This window comes from Pseudomonas sp. BF-B-15 (assembly GCF_019946675.1).
GTDB classification, from domain to species: Bacteria; Pseudomonadota; Gammaproteobacteria; order Pseudomonadales; family Pseudomonadaceae; genus Aquipseudomonas; species Aquipseudomonas migulae.
Map to the genome: position 1 here is coordinate 181,053 of NZ_JAGYFZ010000001.1, position 20,750 is coordinate 201,802.

Here is a 20,750-nt window from a genome sequence, read left to right on the forward strand (position 1 = left end):
AAATTGCAACCTGATGAGTCCGGGTTTGCATTGGCCGCCCATGGCAGTAAAAATGCGGCCACTCCCTTTCACATCCGCTGACCCTACTCACACGCAAGGAGGCATCATGGGTTCATTGACCCGAATCACTACCGTCGGCCTGATTGTTGCCGGGCTATCCGCCGTTGTTCACGCAGCCAAACTCGAAGACGTTGCACCGTTTCCCAAAGCCGAAAACGGCTTCACCCGCCAGGTCATTCACCTCGCCCCGCAAGCCGGTGAAGACAACTACCAGGTCGAAATTCTCGCCGGCAAGACCTTGACCGTTGACTGCAATCGCCAACGCCTGGGCGGCATGCTCGAGGAGAAAAACCTCGAAGGCTGGGGCTACCCGTTCTACCGCCTGGAAAAAGTGATCGGCCCGATGAGCACGCTGATGGCCTGCCCGGATGGCAAAAGCAAACAGGACTTCGTCCCGGTGGTCGGTGACGGTTTCAGGTTGCGTTACAACAGCAAGCTGCCGATCGTGCTGTATGTGCCCAAGGACGTTGAAGTGCGCTATCGGATCTGGTCGGCGTCGAGCACGGTCGAAAAAGCTGTTCAGGAATAATCCCCGCCCAAATGCAAAACCTGTAGGAGCAAGCTTGCTCGCGATAGCGGACTTTCAGCCACCAGATGTGTTGAATGTACAACCGTCATCGCGAGCAGGCTCGCTCCCACAGGGGGAACGGGTGATCGATTAGCGCCCAGCGCCCGCTCACGCTTACGCTGGGGCGTCGCTCAATGCAGCGCGCTCGGCGACGTGGCGCAAGCTGTCGAAGTTGATGTTGGCACCGGAGTCGATGGCCACCAGCGTCTGACCACGCACGCCAGTCTGCGCCACGTACTTCTTGATGCCCGCCACGGCCAACGCACCGGAAGGTTCGGTGATCGAGCGGGTATCGTCGTAGATGTTCTTGATCGCGGCGCAGAGTTCGTCATTGCTGACGGTCAGCACCTCATCCACGCAAAACCGGCAGACCTCGAAACCATAAGCGCCGATCTGCGCGACAGCGACGCCATCGGCGAACGTACCGACGTTGGACAGGACAACACGCTCGTCTGCCTGTAAGGCGGCGCGCAGACACGCGGAATGTTCCGACTCGACGCCAATGATGCGGACTTCAGGCCGCAGGTATTTGACGTACGCGGCGATGCCCGCGATCAGGCCGCCACCGCCCACCGGCACGAAGATCGCGTCGAGCGCTCCTTGGTGCTGACGGAGGATTTCCATGGCGACGGTGCCCTGCCCCGCGATCACGTCCGGGTCGTCGAAGGGCGAAACGAAGGGGCGGCCGGTTTGTTCTGCCAGGTTCAAGGCGTACGCCAAGGCAAACGGAAAACTCTCCCCGTGCAGCACGGCATCGGCACCGCGGCTGCGCACTCCAAGCACCTTCAATTCCGGTGTGGTGGCGGGCATGACGATGGTCGCGGCAATCCCCAATTCACGCGCCGCCAGCGCCACGCCTTGGGCATGGTTGCCTGCCGAGGCGGTGATCACGCCGCGCGCCTTCTGCTCATCGCTGAGCTGTACCAACTTGTTGTAGGCGCCACGGATCTTGAAGGAAAAAGTCGGCTGCAAGTCTTCGCGTTTCAACAGAATCTGATTGCCGAGGGCTTCGGACAGAGCCGGCGCTACTTGCAACGGCGTGCGTACCGCCAGTTCGTACACCGGCGCGGCGAGGATCTTTTTGACGTAATGCTCAAGCAAGCTCTGCTGGGCGGGTGTGCTGTTCATGGTCGTCTCCTGACGTTGATCAGAACCCAAGAGACAGAAAGTAAAAACCCGCCTCTAGGGCGGGTTGGGTGCTGCAGTCGTGAGCTAGCCCGCCAAATAAGGAATGGCGGTAATAATGCTTGGCTGGCAGCGCAATACGGTGGAAGTCATGGCTGGAAATTAGCCGGGCACGACAGGCAAGTCAATGGCCAAATTTTCCCGGCCTGTGTAGGCTCGCTGTTCTGCTCATCGTCCAAGGAAGGAAACCATGAAGTCCATCGCCCTGCCCCTGATTGCCCTGCTCGCCTTCGCTGGCTACACCGTTGCGGTGATGCTCCAGGCGGAACAATCGTTGATCGAATTTGGCATCAGCCTGATGTCACGACCTGATACGGCGCAGGTGGTGATTGATCTTTACCTGCTGGCGACGCTGGCCGGGGTGTGGATGTACAGCGATGCGCGCAAGCGTGGGCAGTCGGCATTGTCCGTCATTCCCTATCTATTGCTCACCGCGATTTTTGTATCGATTGGGCCGTTGTTGTATCTGGTGGTTCGCGGGTTGCAGGATCGGAAGAGGTCTGTGGGTGCCGCGCAAGAAGTCTGATCCGAAGTGTTTGGTGTTATTGAGGCCGCCATCGCCGGCAAGCCGGCTCCTACAAGTGGTGCGCGCTGCTGTAGGAGCCGGCTTGCCGGCGATGGCGGCCTGACATTCACCACATCATTTGGCCAACCGCCTGAGCCCCAACACCATCACTCCCGCCCCCAGCATCATCGCCGTCAAAAACAATGGATACGACACCCACCACGGCGTCCCCGCCGTCATCATGCTGAACTCGGACATGCCGCCGATGCTCGCAATCAGGTTCAGCGGCAGAAACACCACGTTGATCAGCGTCAGTTTGCGCAGCAGGTTGTTCATGCTGTTGTTCATCAGGTTGCCCCGGGCGTCGATCAGCCCGGAGAACACCGTGGAATAGATTTCCGCCTGTTTGTAGCACTGGTTGTTTTCAATGATCAGATCGTCGATCAGGCCGATGGCCTCGGCGCCGAAGTGCTCCTTTTCCGCGTGGTTGCGCAGGCGGGTCAGGACCGCGCCGTTGCTGTGTATCGCGTTGATGTAATAGATCAGGCTTTCACTGAGGTTGAACATCTGGATGAGGTGCTGGTTCTGCATCGACGCGTTGAATTTCTGCTGCAACTCCCGCGCAACCAGCTTGATCACCTTGAGGTGACCCAGGTAGTGATGGATGTTGTTGAACAGCAGATCCAGCAGCACATCCAACGGCGTGTTCAGTTTCTGCCGGGTGCCGAGCCCATGCAGAGGCGAATCGTCGGTGGCGATCACCAGTAAACGCTGGGTAGAAAACAGCAAACCGCAGGACGACACCTCAAAGGCCAGGCTGCCGGCGCCGGAGTAGTTCTCCGGGCGCTTCCAGATCAGAAACAGGTTGTCGGGGTGAAACTCGATGCGCGACACCTCGTCCGGGTCCAGCGCCGACGCCAGGGCGTGTTCATCGAGTTTGAAATGGCTGTGCAGCAAGTCGCGCTCGGCCGCATCGGGGTTGCTGAACAGCATCACTTCGGCGTCCAGCCGTTCGACCGCATGCAGCACGCCGTGGGTCAGTTGAAAGCTCTTGATCATCGGCCGATCACCAGGCCTGGCCGCGGCGTTTGAGTTCCAGTCGGCGGACGAATTCTTCCAGCACCAACGAGTACAAATCGTCCTGCAGATACGCGTCTTCGATGCCGGCGTCCATGTTCGGGTTGTCGTTGACCTCGATGACCACCACCTTGTCGCCGGACTGCTTGAGGTCGACGCCGTAGAGGCCGTCGCCGATGAGGTTCGCGGTTTTCAACGCCAGCTCCACCACCGCACGCGGTGCTTCGTGAATTGCCAGGGTACGGCATTCGCCGTTGATGTCTTGCCCCTTGGCCTTGTGGTTGTAGATCTGCCAATGGCCTTTGGACATGAAGTACTGGCAGGCAAAGATCGGTTTGCGGTTGAGCACGCCGATGCGCCAGTCGTACTCGGTGTAGAAGAACTCCTGAGCCAGCAACAGCACCGAGTGTTCGAACAGTTCGGCGGTCGCTTCGAGTAAGGCTTGCTGGCTTTCGACCTTGATCACGCCACGGGAGAAACAGCCGTCGGGAATCTTCAACACCAGCGGAAAACCCAGGCGCTCGCCGACACGTTCGAAGTCTTCCGGTCGTTCCTTGTAGAGGATTTCCGTGGCGGGCATGCCCAATTGATGGCTGTTGAGCAGGTCGGTCAGGTAGACCTTGTTGGTGCAGCGCAGAATCGATGCCGGGTCGTCCATCACCACCAACCCTTCGCTCTCGGCTTTTTTCGCGAAACGGTAGGTGTGGTTGTCGACGCTTGTGGTCTCGCGGATCAACAGCCCGTCGTATTCGGCGATGCGTGCGTAGTCCTTGCGCTCGATCAGCTCCACATCAATGCCCAAGGTCTTGCCCACGCGTACGAAATTTTCCAGTGCCTTGGGATTGGACGGCGGCAACGCTTCCTGCGGATCGTGCAGGATCGCCAGGTCATAACGGGCCAGGCGCCGCGACCGTGGCACGCGCCAGATCTTGCGGCTGAACGTGTCGAGTGAGTGGGCGAACTGATCTTCCTGATCTTCGCGCAACTTGTGCAGGGCGCCAGATTTTATCCCTTCGATGTGCCAGCCGTTAGTTCGACGAAACTCAACTAACAATATCGGACACGGAAACACTTCAAACAACTGCCGCGCCAAATCCTGCAACGGCTCTATATGTGTCTTGCCAAAATACAGGGTCAGGGTAAAACCTTCGGTATCACTGTAAAGGTGATGACTGAGGGCTTTTTCCAGGGTTTTATCCAGGTCATCCAGCGCCAGGCCGTACAGGGCTTTGCGCGTCAGTTCGCTGATGGTGCGCACCGATGGAATAACCTTGTGCCCCCGCGCCTCGGCCAGCAGCGAGCAGTAATAACCGTGCCCGAGGTACTTGTAGCTGCGGCACAGGTTGATCACCTGGACCCGTTTGCCCTGCTCGTTGTCGCGGGTCTGCTCGAGGTATTCCTGAGCCGTGACGATGTCTTCGCTGGGAAAGTAGGACGCCCAGTCTTCCTTGCGTTCGACGATGATAATCAACTGACTTGAAGTTCTAACCGTGTCATTTAAATAAGTTGCTGCCGGCAAACTTTGCTCGGATACTTCGCGCCAATGACCCTGTACCGCTGACATAGTGATTGATCCGTTGGAGAACAAGACCTTTCCTATTAAGCACGAACTTTTTCGAAAGTCCCGTTTCGTTACGCAACTTTTACGGCGGTCATATGAATCCTGTCTTTCGCTTGGCGGTAGTTGAAGACTTACCCGCGTTGCTGGCACTCGAACAGCAATGTTTCACCACGGACCGGCTCACCAGCCGCAGCTTTCAATGGATGATCACCCGCGCTCACGGACGACTGCTGGTGGCCCAGCGTGGCGAGCAATTGTTGGGCTACGCAGTGGTGTTGTTTCACCGGGGCACATCGCTGGCGCGGCTCTACTCGATTGCCATCGCCGAACAGGCTCGCGGCAGTGGGCTCGGTAAGCAATTGCTGGAACGCATCGAGGCCTGCGCCCTGGAACACGACTGCGCGTACCTGCGGCTGGAAGTGCGCATCGACAACCCCGCCGCCATCGCCCTGTATGAGCGCAACGGTTACCGGCGCTTCGCGCTGATCCATGATTATTACCAGGACCATGCCGATGCGCTGCGCCTGGAAAAACGCATCCTTCAGCACCGTGACTCGCGCAACATCAACGTGCCCTGGTACGCCCAGACCACCGATTTCACCTGCGGCCCCGCGTGCCTGTTGATGGCCATGGGCGCACTGCAAACCGGTCGCGTGCTGGAGCGCCGCGAAGAACTGCAGATCTGGCGCGAAGCAACCACCGTGTTCATGACCTCTGGCCACGGCGGTTGCAGCCCTCAAGGCCTGGCTTTGGCGGCGGCGCGACGCGGTTTTCGTGTGCGCCTGCAAGTGAGCATGGCCGGGCCGTTGTTTCTCGATGGCGTGCGCGATGAGCATAAAAAAGACGTCATGCGCCTGGTGCACGAGGAGTTCATGGCTCAATTGGGAACGACCGACGTCGAACAGGTGCTCGGTGGTCCGCTGGACCTGCCTCGGTTACTGAACGACGGAGGACAGCCGCTGGTGCTGATCAGCAGTTATCGGCTGACCCGCTCCAAGTCGCCGCACTGGGTGATCGTCACTGATTGCGATGAGGAATTTGTGTACCTGCACGACCCGGATGTCGACCATAGCCAGCATCGTCAGCCCATGGATTGCCAGCATTTGCCGGTCAGCCATGGGGAGTTCGAGAAGATGTGCAGTTTCGGGCGCGGCAAGTTGCGGGCGGCGGTGATTCTTTATCGCCGCTCCCTGTAGCAGTTGACGGAACCTGTGGGAGCGAGCCTGCTCGCGATGGGGCCTTACCAATCAACATAGATGTTGGCCATAAGTCCGCTATCGCGAGCAGGCTCGCTCCCACAAGTTTCGCCAGCGGCTGCAGGAATTGTGTTTATTTCAGGCCTACTTTGTACAACACGCCATCATCTTCATCGGTGAGCACATACAAATACCCATCCGGCCCCTGCCGCACGTCGCGGATGCGTTTGTTCAGCTCGCCCATCAAACGCTCTTCGTGAACCACTCGGTCGCCGTCCAACTGCAGGCGTATCAACTCCTGACTGACCAACGCACCGATGAACACGTTGTGCTGCCACGCCTTGAAGCGGTCAGCGTCGTAAAACGCCATGCCGCTCAGGCCGGGAGACTTTTCCCAGACGTGGCGCGGCGCAACAGTGCCTTCGGCGGTCTTGCCCGTGGCTTCCGGGATCGGTTGACCGGAGTAGTTGATGCCATGGGTCGCCAGCGGCCAGCCGTAATTCTTGCCACGTTCGATGATGTTGATCTCGTCACCGCCGCGCGGGCCGTGTTCGTTTTCCCAGAGCACGCCGGTCCAGGGATTGAGCGCCGCGCCTTGTGGATTGCGCTGGCCATACGACCAGATTTCCGGACGCACGCCCGCCTGGCCGACAAAGGGGTTGTCGTCGGGCACCGTGCCGTCCGGGTAGATCCGCACGACCTTGCCTTGCAGCTTGTCCAGATCCTGCGCGGTTGGCCGGTCATTGTTCTCGCCGAGGGTGATGAACAGGTAGCCGTCACGGTCGAACACCAGTCGCGAACCAAAGTGATTGCCGACCGAGAGTTTGGGCTCCTGACGGAAGATCACTTTGAAATTCCTGATCGCCGTCAGGTCTTGCGACAGTTGCCCGCGACCGACCGCCGTGCCGGCCTTGTTTCCCTCGCCGCCACCTTCGGCGTAGGACAGATAGACCGTGCGGTCCTGTTTGAAATCGGGCGACAGCACCACGTCGAGCAGACCGCCCTGCCCTTTGGCCCAGACCTTCGGTACGCCACTGAGCGGTGCCGAAAGTTTGCCGTCGACACTGACCACGCGCAGGTTGCCGGGCCGCTCGGTCACCAGCATCCCTTGGCGATCCGGCAGAAACGCCAAGGCCCACGGATGATCCAGCCCCTTGGCGATGGGTGTGACCTCAAGGGTGCCCTGTTCACTTTTCAGCGTTTGCACGGACGCCGCGAAAACCGGTGCGGTGGCGCTGATCAGGGCGCTGGCGCAAACGGTAGCCAGGAGGGTTTTACGCAACATGCACGATTCCTTTTGTCGTCTGAATGGCTGGCAAGACGTGCGTCCTGCTGCTCAACGGTTGCTGGTGCCTGGGTCCCGAGGGGGTGGATTAGGGATGAATTTCGGTGGGCTGACAGGCGCAGACCGATCCTGGGGATAGCGGTTGCCAATGCCGCCGTTGTCCAGCGTCGGTGGCCGCGGAACGGGAACCGTGTTCGGCCCGCGGATGGCCGGCGCACTGGGTTGTGTGCCTTGCATGCTATTGGGGTTGGCCCGGCGAATCGGGCTGTTGTAAGGATTGCTGGCGGCGCCCGTCGGGCTCTGGGCCAACAGCATCGGGAATACGGGTAACCGGGTGTCGGCCTGGGCCAGTTGGCTCAGTACGCCCGTCAATGCCATCGTGATGATGCCAAACGCTAATCGGTTCATGACCAGCCCCTCCAGGAGATACAGCCTTCGATAGCACGCTACGCCGAGGGTTCGGATTTGTTAACCAAAACCATGTAACACGAAGTTGATCCCCTGCCAGGACTGGCTTGTACGCCGCTGAAAACTTTGCGCCGGGCCATGGGCAGCCGCGACGCGTCAATCAGATCCAGACAAAAATCGCCAGCAACCCGGCAAAAATCGCCCACTTTTCCAGGTAATAGAGTGTGCGGTTGCGCTTCTTCAACGCTTTGCCGCGCAGGCGAATCTTGTAGATCCTGGTGAACAGTCGATTGATGCCACCCGTCTTGTCGCCCGCTTCGTTCGGTGCACCGGCCGCCGACATCACGTTACGACTGAACCAGCCATTGAACGCCGCCGCCCAGCGATACTTCATGGGGCGCTCGATGTCGCAGAACAGAATGATGCGGTTCTGCTGCGTAGTGTTTTCGGCGTAATGAATGAAGGTCTCGTCGAACATCACCGCTTCACCGTCACGCCAGTGATAGTTCTCGCCATCGACGTTGATGTAGCAACCGGTGTCGTTCGGCGTCTCCAGGCCCAAGTGATAACGGTAGGAACCGGCATACGGGTCGCGGTGACGCACCAGTTTCGAGCCGGGCGGCAGTTCGGCGAACATCGCCGCCTTGATCGAACCGATGCTCTGCACCAGTTCGGTGGTGCGCGGGCAAAGCTTCATTGCCGAAGGATGACTGTCGCCGTACCACTTCAAATAGAAGCGCTTCCAGCCGGTTTTGAAGAACGAGTTGAAGCCGACGTCGTCGTACTGGTTCGAGCGTTTGATCTCACCCGCCTTGAGCAGGTTCTGACCTTCGGCGCGGATTTCTTCCCAATGGGTCTGCAACGGGCTCAGGTCCGGGAAGTCGGCCGGATCGAGATACGGTTTGTTGGGAATCTTCGAGAACAGGTACAGGAAGCAATTGATCGGCGCGAGAAACGTCGAGTGATCGCTCAGTTGGCGGCCCAGCTTGTGGCGCACCTGACCGCGCAGGTGGACGTACGCAATCGATACAACATAAATAGCGGCAATGATGAGTTTCACGGAAATCGTCACACGTCAGAAGTGAACAAACTGCGTCCCCTGACAGGCCCGACGGCCCAAGGGTCTTGTGCAGCGTCTGAATACGAAACAGCGTCCCTGAGGCGCGTCCTTGAGCATGCCGGCGGTCGGCATCCGGTTGAAAGATGGCATTTTAGCCACGAGCTGTAACAAATAGTTAGCGTTCAACTGTGAAAATCTGTCCACTTGTACCGCCAAAGCATCCGTGCGGCCTAAACGCCCTATCGTTTAAAGAGCCAGACCAGTACAATCGCCGCCAAACATTACGCGCCCCCCTTGGTTGATGACGGGAATGAACCCCGTCTCAGCGCACTTCGACTCGGGCCAAGCGCTCCAACTGCTGCTGTCCACTTATTGCCAGATGGACCTTCCGCTTCTGATCGGGATGTATTTCCCGTGGTTTGAATACCGGAAACGGGTACTGAATCGGTACTGCCGCAACCCTAGCTACTCTGAATGCTTCGCAGGAAAAACCTTTGATCTCTACAGCTAACATCACGATGCAGTTCGGCGCCAAGCCGCTATTCGAAAACGTTTCGGTCAAATTCGGCGCGGGCAACCGCTACGGCTTGATCGGCGCCAACGGCTGCGGCAAGTCGACTTTCATGAAAATCCTCGGTGGCGACCTCGAGCCTTCCGGCGGTCAGGTCATGCTCGAGCCGAACGTGCGTCTGGGTAAATTGCGCCAGGACCAGTTCGCCTACGAAGAATTCACCGTGATCGACACCGTGATCATGGGTCACGAAGAACTGTGGAAGGTTAAAGCCGAGCGCGACCGCATCTACTCGCTGCCGGAAATGACCGAAGAAGACGGCATGGCCGTGGCCGAGCTGGAAACCGAATTCGCCGAAATGGACGGCTACACCGCCGAGTCCCGAGCCGGCGAACTGTTGCTGGGCCTGGGTATCGGCATCGAGCAGCACTTTGGCCCGATGAGCGAGGTTTCCCCAGGCTGGAAACTCCGTGTATTGCTGGCGCAGGCGCTGTTCTCCGATCCTGAAGTGCTGTTGCTCGACGAACCGACCAACCACCTGGACATCAACACCATCCGCTGGCTGGAAAACGTGCTGACCCAGCGCTCCAGCCTGATGATCATCATCTCTCACGACCGTCACTTCCTGAACAGCGTGTGCACCCACATGGCTGACCTGGATTACGGCGAGCTGCGCCTGTTCCCGGGCAACTACGACGAGTACATGACCGTGGCGACTCAGTCCCGCGAGCAACTGCTGTCGGACAACGCCAAGAAGAAGGCACAGATTTCGGAACTGCAATCGTTCGTCAGCCGCTTCTCGGCCAACGCCTCGAAAGCCAAGCAGGCCACTTCCCGCGCCAAGGCGATCGACAAGATCCAGCTGGCCGAGGTCAAGCCTTCGAGCCGTGTGAGCCCGTTCATCCGCTTCGAACAAACCAAGAAGCTGCACCGTCAAGCGGTCATCGTCGAGGGCATGGCCAAAGGCTTCGACGGCAAGACACTGTTCAAGGACTTTAGCTTCCAGGTTGAAGCTGGCGAGCGCGTTGCGATCATCGGCCCGAACGGTATCGGTAAAACCACCCTGCTGCGCACCCTGGTCAACGAATTGACCCCGGATGCCGGTACCGTGAAGTGGACCGACGCCGCGGAACTGGGCTACTACGCCCAGGACCACGCGCACGACTTCGAAGACGACTGCAACCTGTTCGACTGGATGGGCCAGTGGACCCAGGGCGGCGAGCAACTGGTTCGCGGCACCCTCGGCCGCATGCTGTTCTCCAACGACGAGATTCTGAAGTCGGTCAAGGTCATCTCCGGTGGTGAGCAAGGTCGCATGCTGTTCGGCAAGCTGATCCTGCAAAAACCGAACGTGCTGATCATGGACGAACCGACCAACCACTTGGACATGGAATCCATCGAGGCGCTGAACCTGGCGCTGGAGAACTATCCGGGCACGCTGATCTTCGTCAGCCACGACCGTGAGTTCGTATCGTCGCTGGCCACCCGCATCATCGAGTTGAGCCCTAGCGGCGTGATCGACTTCAGCGGTACTTATGATGATTACCTGCGTAGTCAGGGCGTTGTGTTCTAAGACACGCCTTGCTGCAACTGAAAGCCCTGTCCTTGTGACGGGGCTTTTTGCATTACATGGCCAAGGAATGTTGGGGTGCCAAGACCATCGCGAGCAGGCTCGCTCCCACAGGTGACCGCATTCCAATGTGGGAGCGAGCCTGCTCGCGAAGAGGCCCTTAAAAACACCACCGATATAGTTAGCCTGCTTTCTTTTATTCCACACCCGCGCCATGATGGACCTCTCCCACCGCCGCCCGCGAACGAGCCCTCATGTCTGCGCAGCAACTGCCACCGCAAAGCTCCATGGCGATCACCCTGCAGATCGTCTCCATCGTTTTCTATACCTTTATTGCCTTCCTCTGCATCGGCCTGCCGATTGCGGTGTTGCCAGGTTATGTCCACGAACAGCTCGGGTTCAGCGCCGTCGTCGCAGGGCTGACCATCGGTTCGCAATACCTCGCCACCCTGCTCAGCCGCCCGATGGCCGGGCGCATGTCGGACAGCATCGGCACGAAACGATCGATTGTTTACGGGTTGGTGGGGATTGTCTTGAGCGGCGCGCTGACGTTGCTGTCGACGCTGTTGCAAAGCTTTCCGCTGACGAGCCTGATGATTCTGATCGCCGGCCGTTTGTTGCTGGGCATCGCGCAGGGCTTGATCGGCGTCGGCACCATCAGTTGGTGCATGGGCCAGGTCGGCGCGGAACACACCGCGCGCTCGATCTCGTGGAATGGCATCGCGTCCTACGGCGCCATCGCGATCGGTGCGCCATTGGGCGTCGTGATGGTGGCCGCGTATGGTTTTGCCAGCCTGGGCATCGCGCTGTCATTGTTGGCTGCGTTGGCGCTGCTGCTGATCCGCAATAAACCTTCGGTGCCAGTGGTTCGCGGTGAACGCCTGCCGTTCTGGGCGGTGTTCGGGCGCATTGCACCGTTCGGCGCGAGTTTGAGCCTGGCGTCGATCGGCTACGGCACGTTGACCACCTTTATTACCCTGTATTACGTCAACCGTGGCTGGACCGGCGCCGCGTACTGCCTGACGGTGTTCGGCGTCTGCTTCATTCTCGCGCGACTGCTGTTCATTTCCAGCATCAGTCGTTTTGGTGGATTCACCTCGGCGATTGTCTGCATGAGCATTGAAACAGCGGGCCTGGTGCTGCTGTGGCTCGCGCCGTCGACCGGTTTCGCCCTGATTGGCGCGGGTCTGGCCGGGTTTGGCCTGTCGCTGGTGTACCCGGCGTTGGGGGTAGAAGCCATTAAACAGGTGCCCAACTCCAGTCGCGGCGCAGGTTTGAGTGCTTACGCAGTGTTTTTCGATCTGGCGCTGGCGATTGCCGGACCGCTGATGGGCGCGGTGGCGTTGAACATGGGGTACTCGTGGATTTTCTTCAGCGCGGCAATGTTGTCGATCACCGGCCTGGCCCTGACCCTGCTACTGAAACGCCGCGCTACAGCCTGATCAACACAAACCTTGCTGGCGATGGCGATTTCATGGGCGCCATCGCCGGCAAGCCGGCTCCTACGGATTTGGGGATGACTGGGTTTGTGGGTGCACCACAAGACCTGTAGGAGCCCGGCTTGCTGGCGATGGCGATTTCATGGGCGCCATCGCCGGCAAGCCGGCTCCTACAGTGGTGTGTGGGTCCTATTGATCGGCGGTTTGCATGCCGGCGCGGGTCGGTTTGCCCAGTGCGTGGGAGAAGAAGCGCCCTGCTTCGGAGATCATGTTGCGATGGATGTCCTCGCGATCGACACCGTCGGCATCGGTGCACAGCGCCGGCATCGCCTTGATCTGTTCTTCGTTGCACGGTGCCATGAACACGAAGTGCCCTGCCCCCGCCAGTAGCTTGAAGTCCGGTGCGGTCGGCAGTTTGCGCGCCAGCGCGGCGGCGTTTTTGTCGAAGGCCACCAGTTTGTCGCCGTCACCGCTATATAACAGCACCGGCACATGCACGTCGGCCAGGGTATGACGGCCGAATTTCAGGCTCAACGGCGCCATCAGCAGCAGCGCGTGCACCCGTGGATCCGCCACCGGTTGCAGGTCATCACGGTCGACAATCAGTTCGCCCTGGGTGTTGCAGGCATCGTGGTCGTCCGGACGTTCCTGGCAATAGCGACGCAGACGATCCAGATCCGGCGTCGCCCCCGACAGAATCAGCGCCGTCTCCCCGCCGGCCGAATAACCGATCACCCCCACCTGATCGGCATTGACGAACGGCGCGAGCATACGGTCGCCCAGTGTCGCGGTAATGGCTTCGGAAATCTGGATCGGCCGCCCATACAGGTTGCTCAAGGTACCGAGGCGGCTGTGGTCTTTGGAGTTGTCGCCGGGATGGATCACCGCCACCACCACAAAACCCTTGCGTGCCAGCGATGTGGCGAGGTCGTGCAGGGCCATCGGGGTTCCGGTGTTGCCGTGGGACAGCATCAGCATCGGGAAGCGGCCAATGGCGACGCGGGTGTCTTCGCCCGCTTCGACCGTGTAGCCCTCGAGTTTACTGGAGTGTTCACGGTCGCTGGAGGGATAGAACGCGATGGCGCGCATCGGTTGCAGGTCCAGTGGGTCGAGAAAACTCATCTCATGGAAACCGACGCTCCAGTGAGGATGTGGCGCAGGCGCGGCGTGCACTGAATTCAGGCTGCTGAGCAGGCAAATCAGTAACGTTGCCCAAAGACGCACCATGGGATGCCCCACCTTTGTTACTTGACCGGGAAGCCCGTTCTCCATCGATTACCGAGGAAGCGGCCTTGTACCAGCAATTGCGGCCACCAAGGTCGTTACAGAACGGGGACGTTAAACCCTCGACTGCATAACCTGGGCCACAACATGAAAGATTACGCAATGATCAGAAACAAAAAACTCCGTATCTGACCTTGCGGGATCAGAATACAGAGTTTTTTGGGGTGTTGCCCGAGCTGATTTACAACTTTACGCAAGCCTTACGCGGCGGCGAACAGTTGCTCGCTGATCTGAGTGCGAGCAGCGCTCATGGCTTTGGTGCGCACTTCATCACCGTACGCCAGGCCTTCGGCACGGACGAATTCAATGTCGGTGATGCCGAGGAAACCGAACAGCAACTTCAAATACTCTTCGTGCGCAACGCCACTCGCCTGACCAGCATGCAAACCGCCGGCAGTCGACACGATCACGACTTTCTTGCCACCGCACAGGCCTTCAGGGCCGGCTTCGGTGTAGCGGAAAGTCTGGCCGGCAACGGCGATGCGGTCGATCCAGGCCTTGAGTTGGGTCGGGATGGTGAAGTTGTACATCGGTGCTGCGATGACGACGGCATCGGCGGCGAGGAATTCGGCCAGTGTCGAGGCGCTCAGTTCGGCTTCGTGCTGCTGGGCGGCGTTGCGCAGTTCAGCGGAGGTGCCGGCGGCGACCAGGGTCGTGGCGGAGAAGTGGCTGATGGCATCGCTGGCCAGGTCGCGGTAGGTCACGACGGCGGTCGGCTCGGCAGCTTGCCAGGCGCTGACGACTTCGCGGCTCAGCTGACGGGAAGCCGAGTTGTCACCAAGAATGCTCGAATCGATATGCAGCAGTTTCATATGGGATCTCCAGGTGAGGACCGCCACGAGGCGATCTGATGGAGACAATCCTACAGACGAAACCAATAGCTGATTAGACTGCAACAATGCGATAGTTCGTCTCACTGATAGAACAATCGAGTTAACACCATGCAAGACCTCAATGACCTCTACTACTTCGCCAAAGTGGTCGAAGCTGGCGGTTTCGCGGCAGCCGGGCGTTTGCTGGGGATTCCCAAATCACGATTGTCGCGCCGCATCGCCGAACTGGAAGAACGCCTGGGTGCGCGCCTGCTGCAACGCACCACCCGGCAGCTTAAGTTAACCGCTGTGGGCGAGCGCTATTTGCGCCACTGTCAGGCCATGTTGCTGGAAGCCGAGATGGCCGATGAGGCCGTGGCCAGCATGTCCAGCGAACCGCGCGGACGCTTGCGGGTGTCCGCACCCGTCGGGCTGGCTCACGAAATGTTGCCAACGGTGATCAGCAAATTCCTCGAGAAATACCCTCATGTCCAGCTGGAGGTCATGCTGGTAAACCGCCGGGTCGATCTAGTGACCGAGGGCGTCGACGTCGCGTTGCGAGTTCGCGAACCGGGTGATGAAGACCCGCTGCTGGTGACCCGGCGCCTGCGTCAGGCACAGATGCTGATGGTGGCCAGTCCGGGTTTTCTTCATGGACGAGCAATCAATCATCCCGAAGACCTCAAGGGCTTGCCGGTGCTCGGCGCTCTGGAAGCGGACCGCATGGTGCACATCCGCATGCTCGACCAACAGGGTAAAAGTCATGAACTCGCGCTCGAAGCGCGACTGGGCATCGATGACTTTATCGTGCGCAGGGCCTGCACCCTCGCCGGACAGGGTTTTACCATGCTGCCGATGATGTATTGCGAGCAGGAACTGGAAAGCGGCGCGCTGGTGCAGTTACTGCCCGACTGGTCTTTGCCTGGCGGCTGGCTGCAAGCGGTCTACCCTCATCGGCGCGGAGTGATGCCGGCCGTTCGCGCCTGGCTCGACCATTTGATCGAATCATTCAATGCCTGTGGGGACCGACTGATATGAAGGCTGGGCGTATGAGCGAAGAGGATGTCGCGCAATTCTGTCTCGCGCTGCCGGGGGCGCGGGAAGATTACAAGTGGGGTGGCGTGCGGGTGTTTTCGATTGCCGGGAACAAGATGTTCGCCCTGCAGAACCTGCGGGGCGACTCTTTGGCGTTCAAGGTCGACAAGGACTTGTTTCTGGGGCATTGCGACCGTCCGGGCATTCATCCGGCGCCGTATCTGGCCCGGGCCCAGTGGATCATCATGCAAACGCCCTACCCGCTGGGCAGCGAAGAACTGCAAGGGCTGCTGCAACGCTCCCATCAACTGGTGGTGAGCAAACTGCCCAAACGCACGCAGGTCGGGCTGCTGCTTTAAAGCAGCGCCAGATTAGCGCCCAGGAACAGTTGATCGATCCAGAACACCTGATGCAGCAGCACGATCACCCAGAACAGCAACTGAAACGACACTTTGCGGGTCTTGTGCCGAAACACCTGCTGGGCCAGCAACGCGCCCGGCCAGCCGCCGGCGAGTTCCACCGCATGCAACACGTTTTCCGGCGTGCGCCAGCGGTCGGTCCGGGCCTTGCGCTTGTCGCTCCAATAAAGGAAGAACGCCAGCACGCTGACGATGCCATAGGCCGCCAGGGGAATCAGCGAAACCCCTCGCAGCCAGAACGACATCGAGCCGAACAACGGCAGCGCACACACCATCGCGAACACCAGCAGTTTCAGCCGTGGGTTCTGGATTCCGCCCCCGGACTGGCGCCCGGGATTGTTGCGTGCGCGGGTGTCATTCATGGCTTGACCGCTGTCCAGTCAACCCAGCCAAACTGCCAGGTGGCGAGAATGACCAGGCCAAATGCAATACGGTACCAGGCGAACACCGCGTAGCTGTGGCTGGCGATGAACTTGAGCAAGCCCCGTACGGCAATCATTGCGAAAATGAACGCAGTGACAAAGCCGATGGCGAACACCGGGAAATCGGCCGGGACGAACAGGTCGCGGTATTTGTAGCCCGAGTACACCGCCGCAGCGACCATGGTCGGCATTGCCAGGAAGAAGGAGAACTCGGTAGCGGTCTTGCGCGACAGGCCAAACAGCAACCCGCCAATGATGGTCGAGCCGGAACGCGATGTACCGGGAATCATTGCCAGGCACTGGGCGAAACCGACTTTAAGCGCATCTTGCCAGGTGATTTCATCGACCGTTTCAGCATGCACTTCATGCTGACGCTTTTCAGCCCACAACATGATGATCCCGCCCACCACCAACGCCGACGCGACCGTAATCGGGTTGAACAGGTAGTGGTGAATCAAGTCGGAAAAAATCACCCCCAACACCACGGCCGGCATGAAGGCAATCAACAGGTTGGCGGTAAAGCGTCGGGCGCCGGGCTGCGTTGGCAAACCGGTCACCACATCGAGAATCTTGCGACGAAACTCCCACACCACCGCCAGAATCGCACCCAGTTGAATAATGATGTTGAAGGCAATGGCCCGTTCACCACCGAAATTGAGCAAGTCGGCCACGATGATCTGGTGTCCGGTACTGGAAATGGGCAAAAACTCCGTCAGCCCTTCTATAACGCCAAGTATCAATGCCTGAAAGGCGGTCCAAAGATCCATCAATCCCCCAAGAAGCGATGCGCCACGGCATGCCCCGTTAATATTTTTCAAAACATTGACTGCGATCAGCGCAGCTGCAGCCAGACGCGCACAGAATCCAGACGAAACCGTAAAAATTCCGTGAAAAATCAACTTGGATTCAGGTTTTTCCGTGCGGGGCCGAAATCCTATCAGACAAGGCTGAATAACGCTGCCACGTTATTGGACTTGGGTCGGATATGCCCGATCGGCAAAATGTGGTTGGATGCTGGCGGTCGTTTATTACAAGAAAAAGAAACAGGAGTGACAGCGTTATGAACAGCTTGCGCAATATGTCGATCAGCCGGCGTTTGTGGTTGATTTTGATCGTGGCCGTCATGATGCTTTTGACGTTGGGCGTGTTGATGCTCAAGCAGATTCACGAGGACCTGTATCACGCCAAGGCGCAGAAAACCCAGCACGTCGTGCAGACGGCCAGCGGCATTCTGACCTATTACCACGGGCTCGAAACCGCCGGCACGCTGACCCGCGAAGCTGCGCAGAAACAGGCGCTGACCGCCGTTCGCGGCCTGCGCTATGACCAGAACGACTACTTCTGGATCAACGACCTGACGCCGGTGATGATCATGCACCCGGCCAACCCCAAACTCGATGGCCAGAACCTCTCGGCGATCCGCGACCCGGACGGGTTTGCGGTGTTCAATGAAATGGTTGCCCTCGCCAAGGCCAAGGGCGCCGGCCCGATCGACTATCGCTGGCCGAAACCGGGCGCCAGCGAGCCGGTCGCAAAAACCTCCTACGTCAAACTCTTCGAACCGTGGGGCTGGGTGATCGGCTCGGGCGTGTATATAGATGACATGCAAGCCGAGTTCATGGGCCAGGTCTGGAAAGCGACAGTGGTCGGGTTGGTGATCGCCGCCTTCATGGCGCTGCTGGTGATCCTGATTGCCCGCAGCATCGTCCGTCCGCTGCAGGACACCGTGAACGCCATGGCCAACATTGCCAGCGGCGAGAGCGATCTGACTCGCAGCCTCGACACCCACGGTCAGGACGAAGTCACGCAGTTGGCACACCACTTCAATGCGTTCACCGCCAAGCTAAGACTGGTGATCAGCGAATTGCAGGTGTCCGCCAGCGCCCTGGGCCAGTCGTCCAGCGAACTGGGCAACGACGCCGTCCAGGCCCAGCAACGCAGCCAGCAGCAATCGCAGCAGATGGAACTGGTGGCCACGGCCATCAATGAAGTGACCTATGGCGTGCAGGACGTGGCGAAGAACGCCGAGCACGCCGCCAGCGAGATGCGCGATGCCGAGTCTCAGGCGCAGCAAGGCCAGGTCAACATCGACAGCAGCCTGCAACAAATCGACAAGCTGTCTTCAACGATTGATCAGGCCGTGGAGGTCATCCGTACCCTCGCCGCCGAAAGCACTCAGATCGGCAGCGTGCTGGAAGTGATCCGCTCAATCGCCGAGCAAACCAACCTGCTGGCCCTTAACGCGGCCATCGAAGCCGCCCGTGCCGGTGAGCAAGGTCGCGGGTTTGCCGTCGTGGCCGATGAGGTGCGCCTGCTGGCCCAGCGCACGCAGAAGTCCACCGCCGAGATCCAGGCAATGATCGAACGCCTGCAAAGCCATTCCGAAGCGGCGGTCAAGGTCATCGGCGACAGCAGCCGCGCCTCGCAACTGACCATCGAACAGGCCGGCCTCGCCGGTGCAAGCCTGAATGCCATTGGCCAGGCACTGCGCAACCTCAACGGGTTGAACGCTTCCATTGCCAGCGCCACCCTGCAACAGGCCCATGTGGTCGAAGACATCAACCAGAACGTGACCCAGGCAGCCGGTTTGTCCCACAGCACGGCGCTGGCGGCGGAACAGTCGAGCGTGGCCAGCGTCCACCTCAAGGAACTGAGTGAGCAATTGAACGGGTTGCTCAAACAATTCCGCGTGTAGGCGCCTGGCTTGTAGGCGATAGCGCCCATGAAATCGCCATCGCCGGCAAGCCGGCTCCTACAGGTTTAGGGTGAACCCACAATCCCCGACACCCTTGCGATCCGTAGGAGCCAGCTTGCTGGCGATAGCGCCCATGAAATCGCCATCGCCGGCAAGCCGGGCTCCTACAGGTCAACGAGTGCTTTCTCCCTCGCCAGCACAGCCTCATCCGTTGCAATCCGGGTACAATTCGCTCCCCTCTTCGTCTGCTCCAAGGAACCTCCATGTCCGGGCTTGAACTGTTTGCCGCCGCCCTCGGTGTCATTGCCGTCTGGTTGACGGTCAAACAGAACCCCTGGTGCTGGCCGATCGGTCTGGTCATGGTGTCGCTGTACAGTTGGGTCTTTTTTGAAGTGAAGCTGTATTCGGACATGCTGTTGCAGGTGATCTACGCCGCGTTGCAACTCTATGGCTGGTGGCAGTGGACCCGCGCGGGGGTTGCGCGGCAAGGGCGGCAGGTTAGCCAACTCAAGGGCAAATCGATCGCGACAGGTCTGGCCATCGGTGCCCTCGGCAGTCTGTTGCTCGGCGCGGCCATGGCGCACTGGACCGATGCCGCGCAGCCCTGGCTCGATGCGGCACTGACGGGGTTCAGCCTGGTGGCGCAGGTCTGGATGGCGCAAAAGCGCGTTCAATGCTGGCCACTGTGGATCACCCTGGATGTGATTTTCGTCGGGCTCTTCGTCTACAAGGGCATGTACCTGACCGCCGGGCTCTATGCGTTGTTTGCCGTGATCGCGGTTCAAGGCTGGCGGGAATGGCGCACTGACCCGGCATTGCGCACATGAAAGTCCTGGTACTCACCGGCCCTGAATCCAGCGGCAAGAGCTGGCTCGCGGCCGAGTTGCAAGCGCATTTCGGCGGGATGCTGGTCGACGAATATGTCCGCTGGTTCATCGAACAAAACCCGCGTGATACCTGCCTGGCCGACATTCCGGAGATCGCCCGCGGGCAATTGCAATGGGAAGACGAGGCCCGCGCCCGGCAGCCATCGTTGCTGATTCTCGACACCCACCTGCTGAGTAACATCCTCTGGAGCCAGACCCTGTTTGGCGATTGCCCCGCGTGGATCGAGCAGGCGCTGCTGGCTCGCCAGTACGACTTGCATCTGTTGCTGTCTCCCGAACAGGTCGACTGGAAGGATGATGGCCAACGCTGCCAACCCGATTTGAGCGAGCGCCGGGCATTTTTCGACGCAACCCTGACATGGCTTGAAACCCATCAACAGCCTTTTCAAATTCTGCAGGGAAACTGGGCGGAACGGCGATTTCAGGCACTGCAAGCCGTCACCCTGCTGCTGAACCCCTGACCCGTTTTTAGGGGTTTTCACCCAGTAATTCCCCTGTTTTGGGGGCAAAAGTGTCCATACCTGTTACACCCACCCCACCCCAAACAGGCCGTTTCAGCGGTCTGCACCCTCTTCGCCCGTCAGCTGTTAAGCCCCCAATACACCTCGGCGCAAAGCATTGATCTAGAGCACTGCAACCGCTTTTGTTGGACAAAAGCGCCCGCGCCCGTCTCAGACGTGAAACAGCACCGACATCGGCCTCCCGGACAAAATTTTTAACCCGTTGAATTAAAACAAAATTCAAAAAACGGCACAGCATTCGCTCTCTCCT

Annotated in this window: 19 protein-coding genes and 1 pseudogene; 10 read left to right on the plus strand and 10 right to left on the minus strand. The window is 59.3% G+C overall.

Annotation, left to right across the window (positions count from 1 at the left end):
• The first annotated feature begins 106 nt into the window (after positions 1 to 106).
• The gene (gene eco, locus KGA97_RS00735) at positions 107 to 589 is read left to right on the plus strand and encodes a serine protease inhibitor ecotin (RefSeq protein ID WP_223480044.1); all 483 of its coding nucleotides are present in this window, start codon (positions 107 to 109) and stop codon (positions 587 to 589) included.
• Positions 590 to 754: 165 nt separating this feature from the next.
• On the opposite strand, the pseudogene ilvA reads toward eco, so the two are convergent.
• Positions 755 to 1,756, minus strand: a pseudogene (gene ilvA, locus KGA97_RS00740) (threonine ammonia-lyase, biosynthetic); the annotation flags it as partial.
• A 247-nt stretch (positions 1,757 to 2,003) separates the two neighbouring features.
• Between ilvA and KGA97_RS00745 the strand changes: the two are divergent.
• Positions 2,004 to 2,339 (plus strand): DUF2834 domain-containing protein, encoded by a 336-nt coding sequence (locus KGA97_RS00745; protein WP_223480045.1) that lies wholly within the window; start codon positions 2,004 to 2,006, stop codon positions 2,337 to 2,339.
• A 114-nt stretch (positions 2,340 to 2,453) separates the two neighbouring features.
• Here KGA97_RS00745 and KGA97_RS00750 read toward each other — a convergent pair whose 3' ends face one another.
• Entirely contained in the window at positions 2,454 to 3,377 is a 924-nt protein-coding gene (locus KGA97_RS00750; protein WP_008044231.1) for a magnesium transporter CorA family protein, read from the minus strand.
• A gap of 7 nt (positions 3,378 to 3,384) precedes the next feature.
• Entirely contained in the window at positions 3,385 to 4,959 is a 1,575-nt protein-coding gene (locus KGA97_RS00755; protein WP_223480046.1) for a RimK family protein, read from the minus strand.
• Between the two features lie 92 nt (positions 4,960 to 5,051).
• Between KGA97_RS00755 and rimI the strand changes: the two genes are divergently transcribed.
• Positions 5,052 to 6,152, plus strand: coding sequence for a ribosomal protein S18-alanine N-acetyltransferase (gene rimI, locus KGA97_RS00760; protein ID WP_192416296.1), 1,101 nt, complete (start codon positions 5,052 to 5,054; stop codon positions 6,150 to 6,152).
• A gap of 133 nt (positions 6,153 to 6,285) precedes the next feature.
• Here the strand turns inward: rimI and KGA97_RS00765 are convergent, their stop codons facing one another.
• From KGA97_RS00765 to lpxO, 3 genes are all read right to left on the minus strand, one after another.
• Positions 6,286 to 7,437, minus strand: a complete 1,152-nt coding sequence (locus KGA97_RS00765; RefSeq protein WP_223480047.1) for a PQQ-dependent sugar dehydrogenase — start codon at positions 7,435 to 7,437, stop codon at positions 6,286 to 6,288.
• Positions 7,438 to 7,488: 51 nt separating this feature from the next.
• On the minus strand, positions 7,489 to 7,845 hold the full coding sequence (locus tag KGA97_RS00770) for a hypothetical protein (protein WP_223480048.1): 357 nt from the start codon (positions 7,843 to 7,845) through the stop codon (positions 7,489 to 7,491).
• 160 nt (positions 7,846 to 8,005) lie between these two features.
• Positions 8,006 to 8,905 carry a lipid A hydroxylase LpxO gene (gene lpxO, locus KGA97_RS00775; RefSeq protein WP_223480049.1) on the minus strand — a complete coding sequence of 300 codons (900 nt, stop codon included), beginning with the start codon at positions 8,903 to 8,905 and terminating at the stop codon, positions 8,006 to 8,008.
• Between the two features lie 494 nt (positions 8,906 to 9,399).
• Between lpxO and KGA97_RS00780 the strand changes: the two genes are divergently transcribed.
• Both KGA97_RS00780 and KGA97_RS00785 read left to right on the plus strand, forming a co-directional pair.
• Complete coding sequence (locus KGA97_RS00780; RefSeq protein ID WP_008026595.1) at positions 9,400 to 10,989, plus strand: ABC-F family ATPase; 1,590 nt, start codon at positions 9,400 to 9,402, stop codon at positions 10,987 to 10,989.
• Between the two features lie 251 nt (positions 10,990 to 11,240).
• Positions 11,241 to 12,428, plus strand: a complete 1,188-nt coding sequence (locus KGA97_RS00785) for an MFS transporter (protein WP_223480050.1) — start codon at positions 11,241 to 11,243, stop codon at positions 12,426 to 12,428.
• A 186-nt stretch (positions 12,429 to 12,614) separates the two neighbouring features.
• Here KGA97_RS00785 and KGA97_RS00790 read toward each other — a convergent pair whose 3' ends face one another.
• Together KGA97_RS00790 and KGA97_RS00795 are read right to left on the minus strand one after the other, a co-directional pair.
• The gene (locus tag KGA97_RS00790; protein WP_192227111.1) at positions 12,615 to 13,652 is read right to left on the minus strand and encodes an alpha/beta hydrolase family protein; all 1,038 of its coding nucleotides are present in this window, start codon (positions 13,650 to 13,652) and stop codon (positions 12,615 to 12,617) included.
• 257 nt (positions 13,653 to 13,909) lie between these two features.
• Positions 13,910 to 14,521 (minus strand): FMN-dependent NADH-azoreductase, encoded by a 612-nt coding sequence (locus KGA97_RS00795; RefSeq protein WP_008043774.1) that lies wholly within the window; start codon positions 14,519 to 14,521, stop codon positions 13,910 to 13,912.
• 129 nt (positions 14,522 to 14,650) lie between these two features.
• On the opposite strand from KGA97_RS00795, the gene KGA97_RS00800 reads away from it, so the two are divergent.
• Both KGA97_RS00800 and KGA97_RS00805 read left to right on the plus strand, forming a co-directional pair.
• Complete coding sequence (locus KGA97_RS00800) at positions 14,651 to 15,559, plus strand: LysR substrate-binding domain-containing protein (RefSeq protein WP_008029879.1); 909 nt, start codon at positions 14,651 to 14,653, stop codon at positions 15,557 to 15,559.
• Positions 15,556 to 15,915 carry an MmcQ/YjbR family DNA-binding protein gene (locus tag KGA97_RS00805; protein WP_008043775.1) on the plus strand — a complete coding sequence of 120 codons (360 nt, stop codon included), beginning with the start codon at positions 15,556 to 15,558 and terminating at the stop codon, positions 15,913 to 15,915. Before KGA97_RS00800 ends, KGA97_RS00805 begins: the two co-directional genes overlap by 4 nt.
• Here KGA97_RS00805 and KGA97_RS00810 read toward each other — a convergent pair.
• Entirely contained in the window at positions 15,912 to 16,337 is a 426-nt protein-coding gene (locus KGA97_RS00810; protein ID WP_008029882.1) for a DUF1294 domain-containing protein, read from the minus strand. The genes KGA97_RS00805 and KGA97_RS00810 overlap by 4 nt on opposite strands.
• On the minus strand, positions 16,334 to 17,164 hold the full coding sequence (locus KGA97_RS00815; RefSeq protein WP_008043777.1) for an undecaprenyl-diphosphate phosphatase: 831 nt from the start codon (positions 17,162 to 17,164) through the stop codon (positions 16,334 to 16,336). The genes KGA97_RS00810 and KGA97_RS00815 overlap by 4 nt, the downstream gene beginning before the upstream one ends.
• Positions 17,165 to 17,457: 293 nt before the next feature.
• Between KGA97_RS00815 and KGA97_RS00820 the strand changes: the two genes are divergently transcribed.
• The 3 genes from KGA97_RS00820 (at position 17,458) to KGA97_RS00830 (ending at position 20,440) form a co-directional block, all read left to right on the plus strand.
• Positions 17,458 to 19,092 carry a methyl-accepting chemotaxis protein gene (locus tag KGA97_RS00820; RefSeq protein ID WP_008043778.1) on the plus strand — a complete coding sequence of 545 codons (1,635 nt, stop codon included), beginning with the start codon at positions 17,458 to 17,460 and terminating at the stop codon, positions 19,090 to 19,092.
• Between the two features lie 263 nt (positions 19,093 to 19,355).
• Positions 19,356 to 19,919, plus strand: a complete 564-nt coding sequence (gene pnuC, locus KGA97_RS00825; RefSeq protein ID WP_192416287.1) for a nicotinamide riboside transporter PnuC — start codon at positions 19,356 to 19,358, stop codon at positions 19,917 to 19,919.
• Positions 19,916 to 20,440, plus strand: a complete 525-nt coding sequence (locus KGA97_RS00830) for an AAA family ATPase (protein WP_008040281.1) — start codon at positions 19,916 to 19,918, stop codon at positions 20,438 to 20,440. Before pnuC ends, KGA97_RS00830 begins: the two co-directional genes overlap by 4 nt.
• Positions 20,441 to 20,750: the final 310 nt, after the last annotated feature.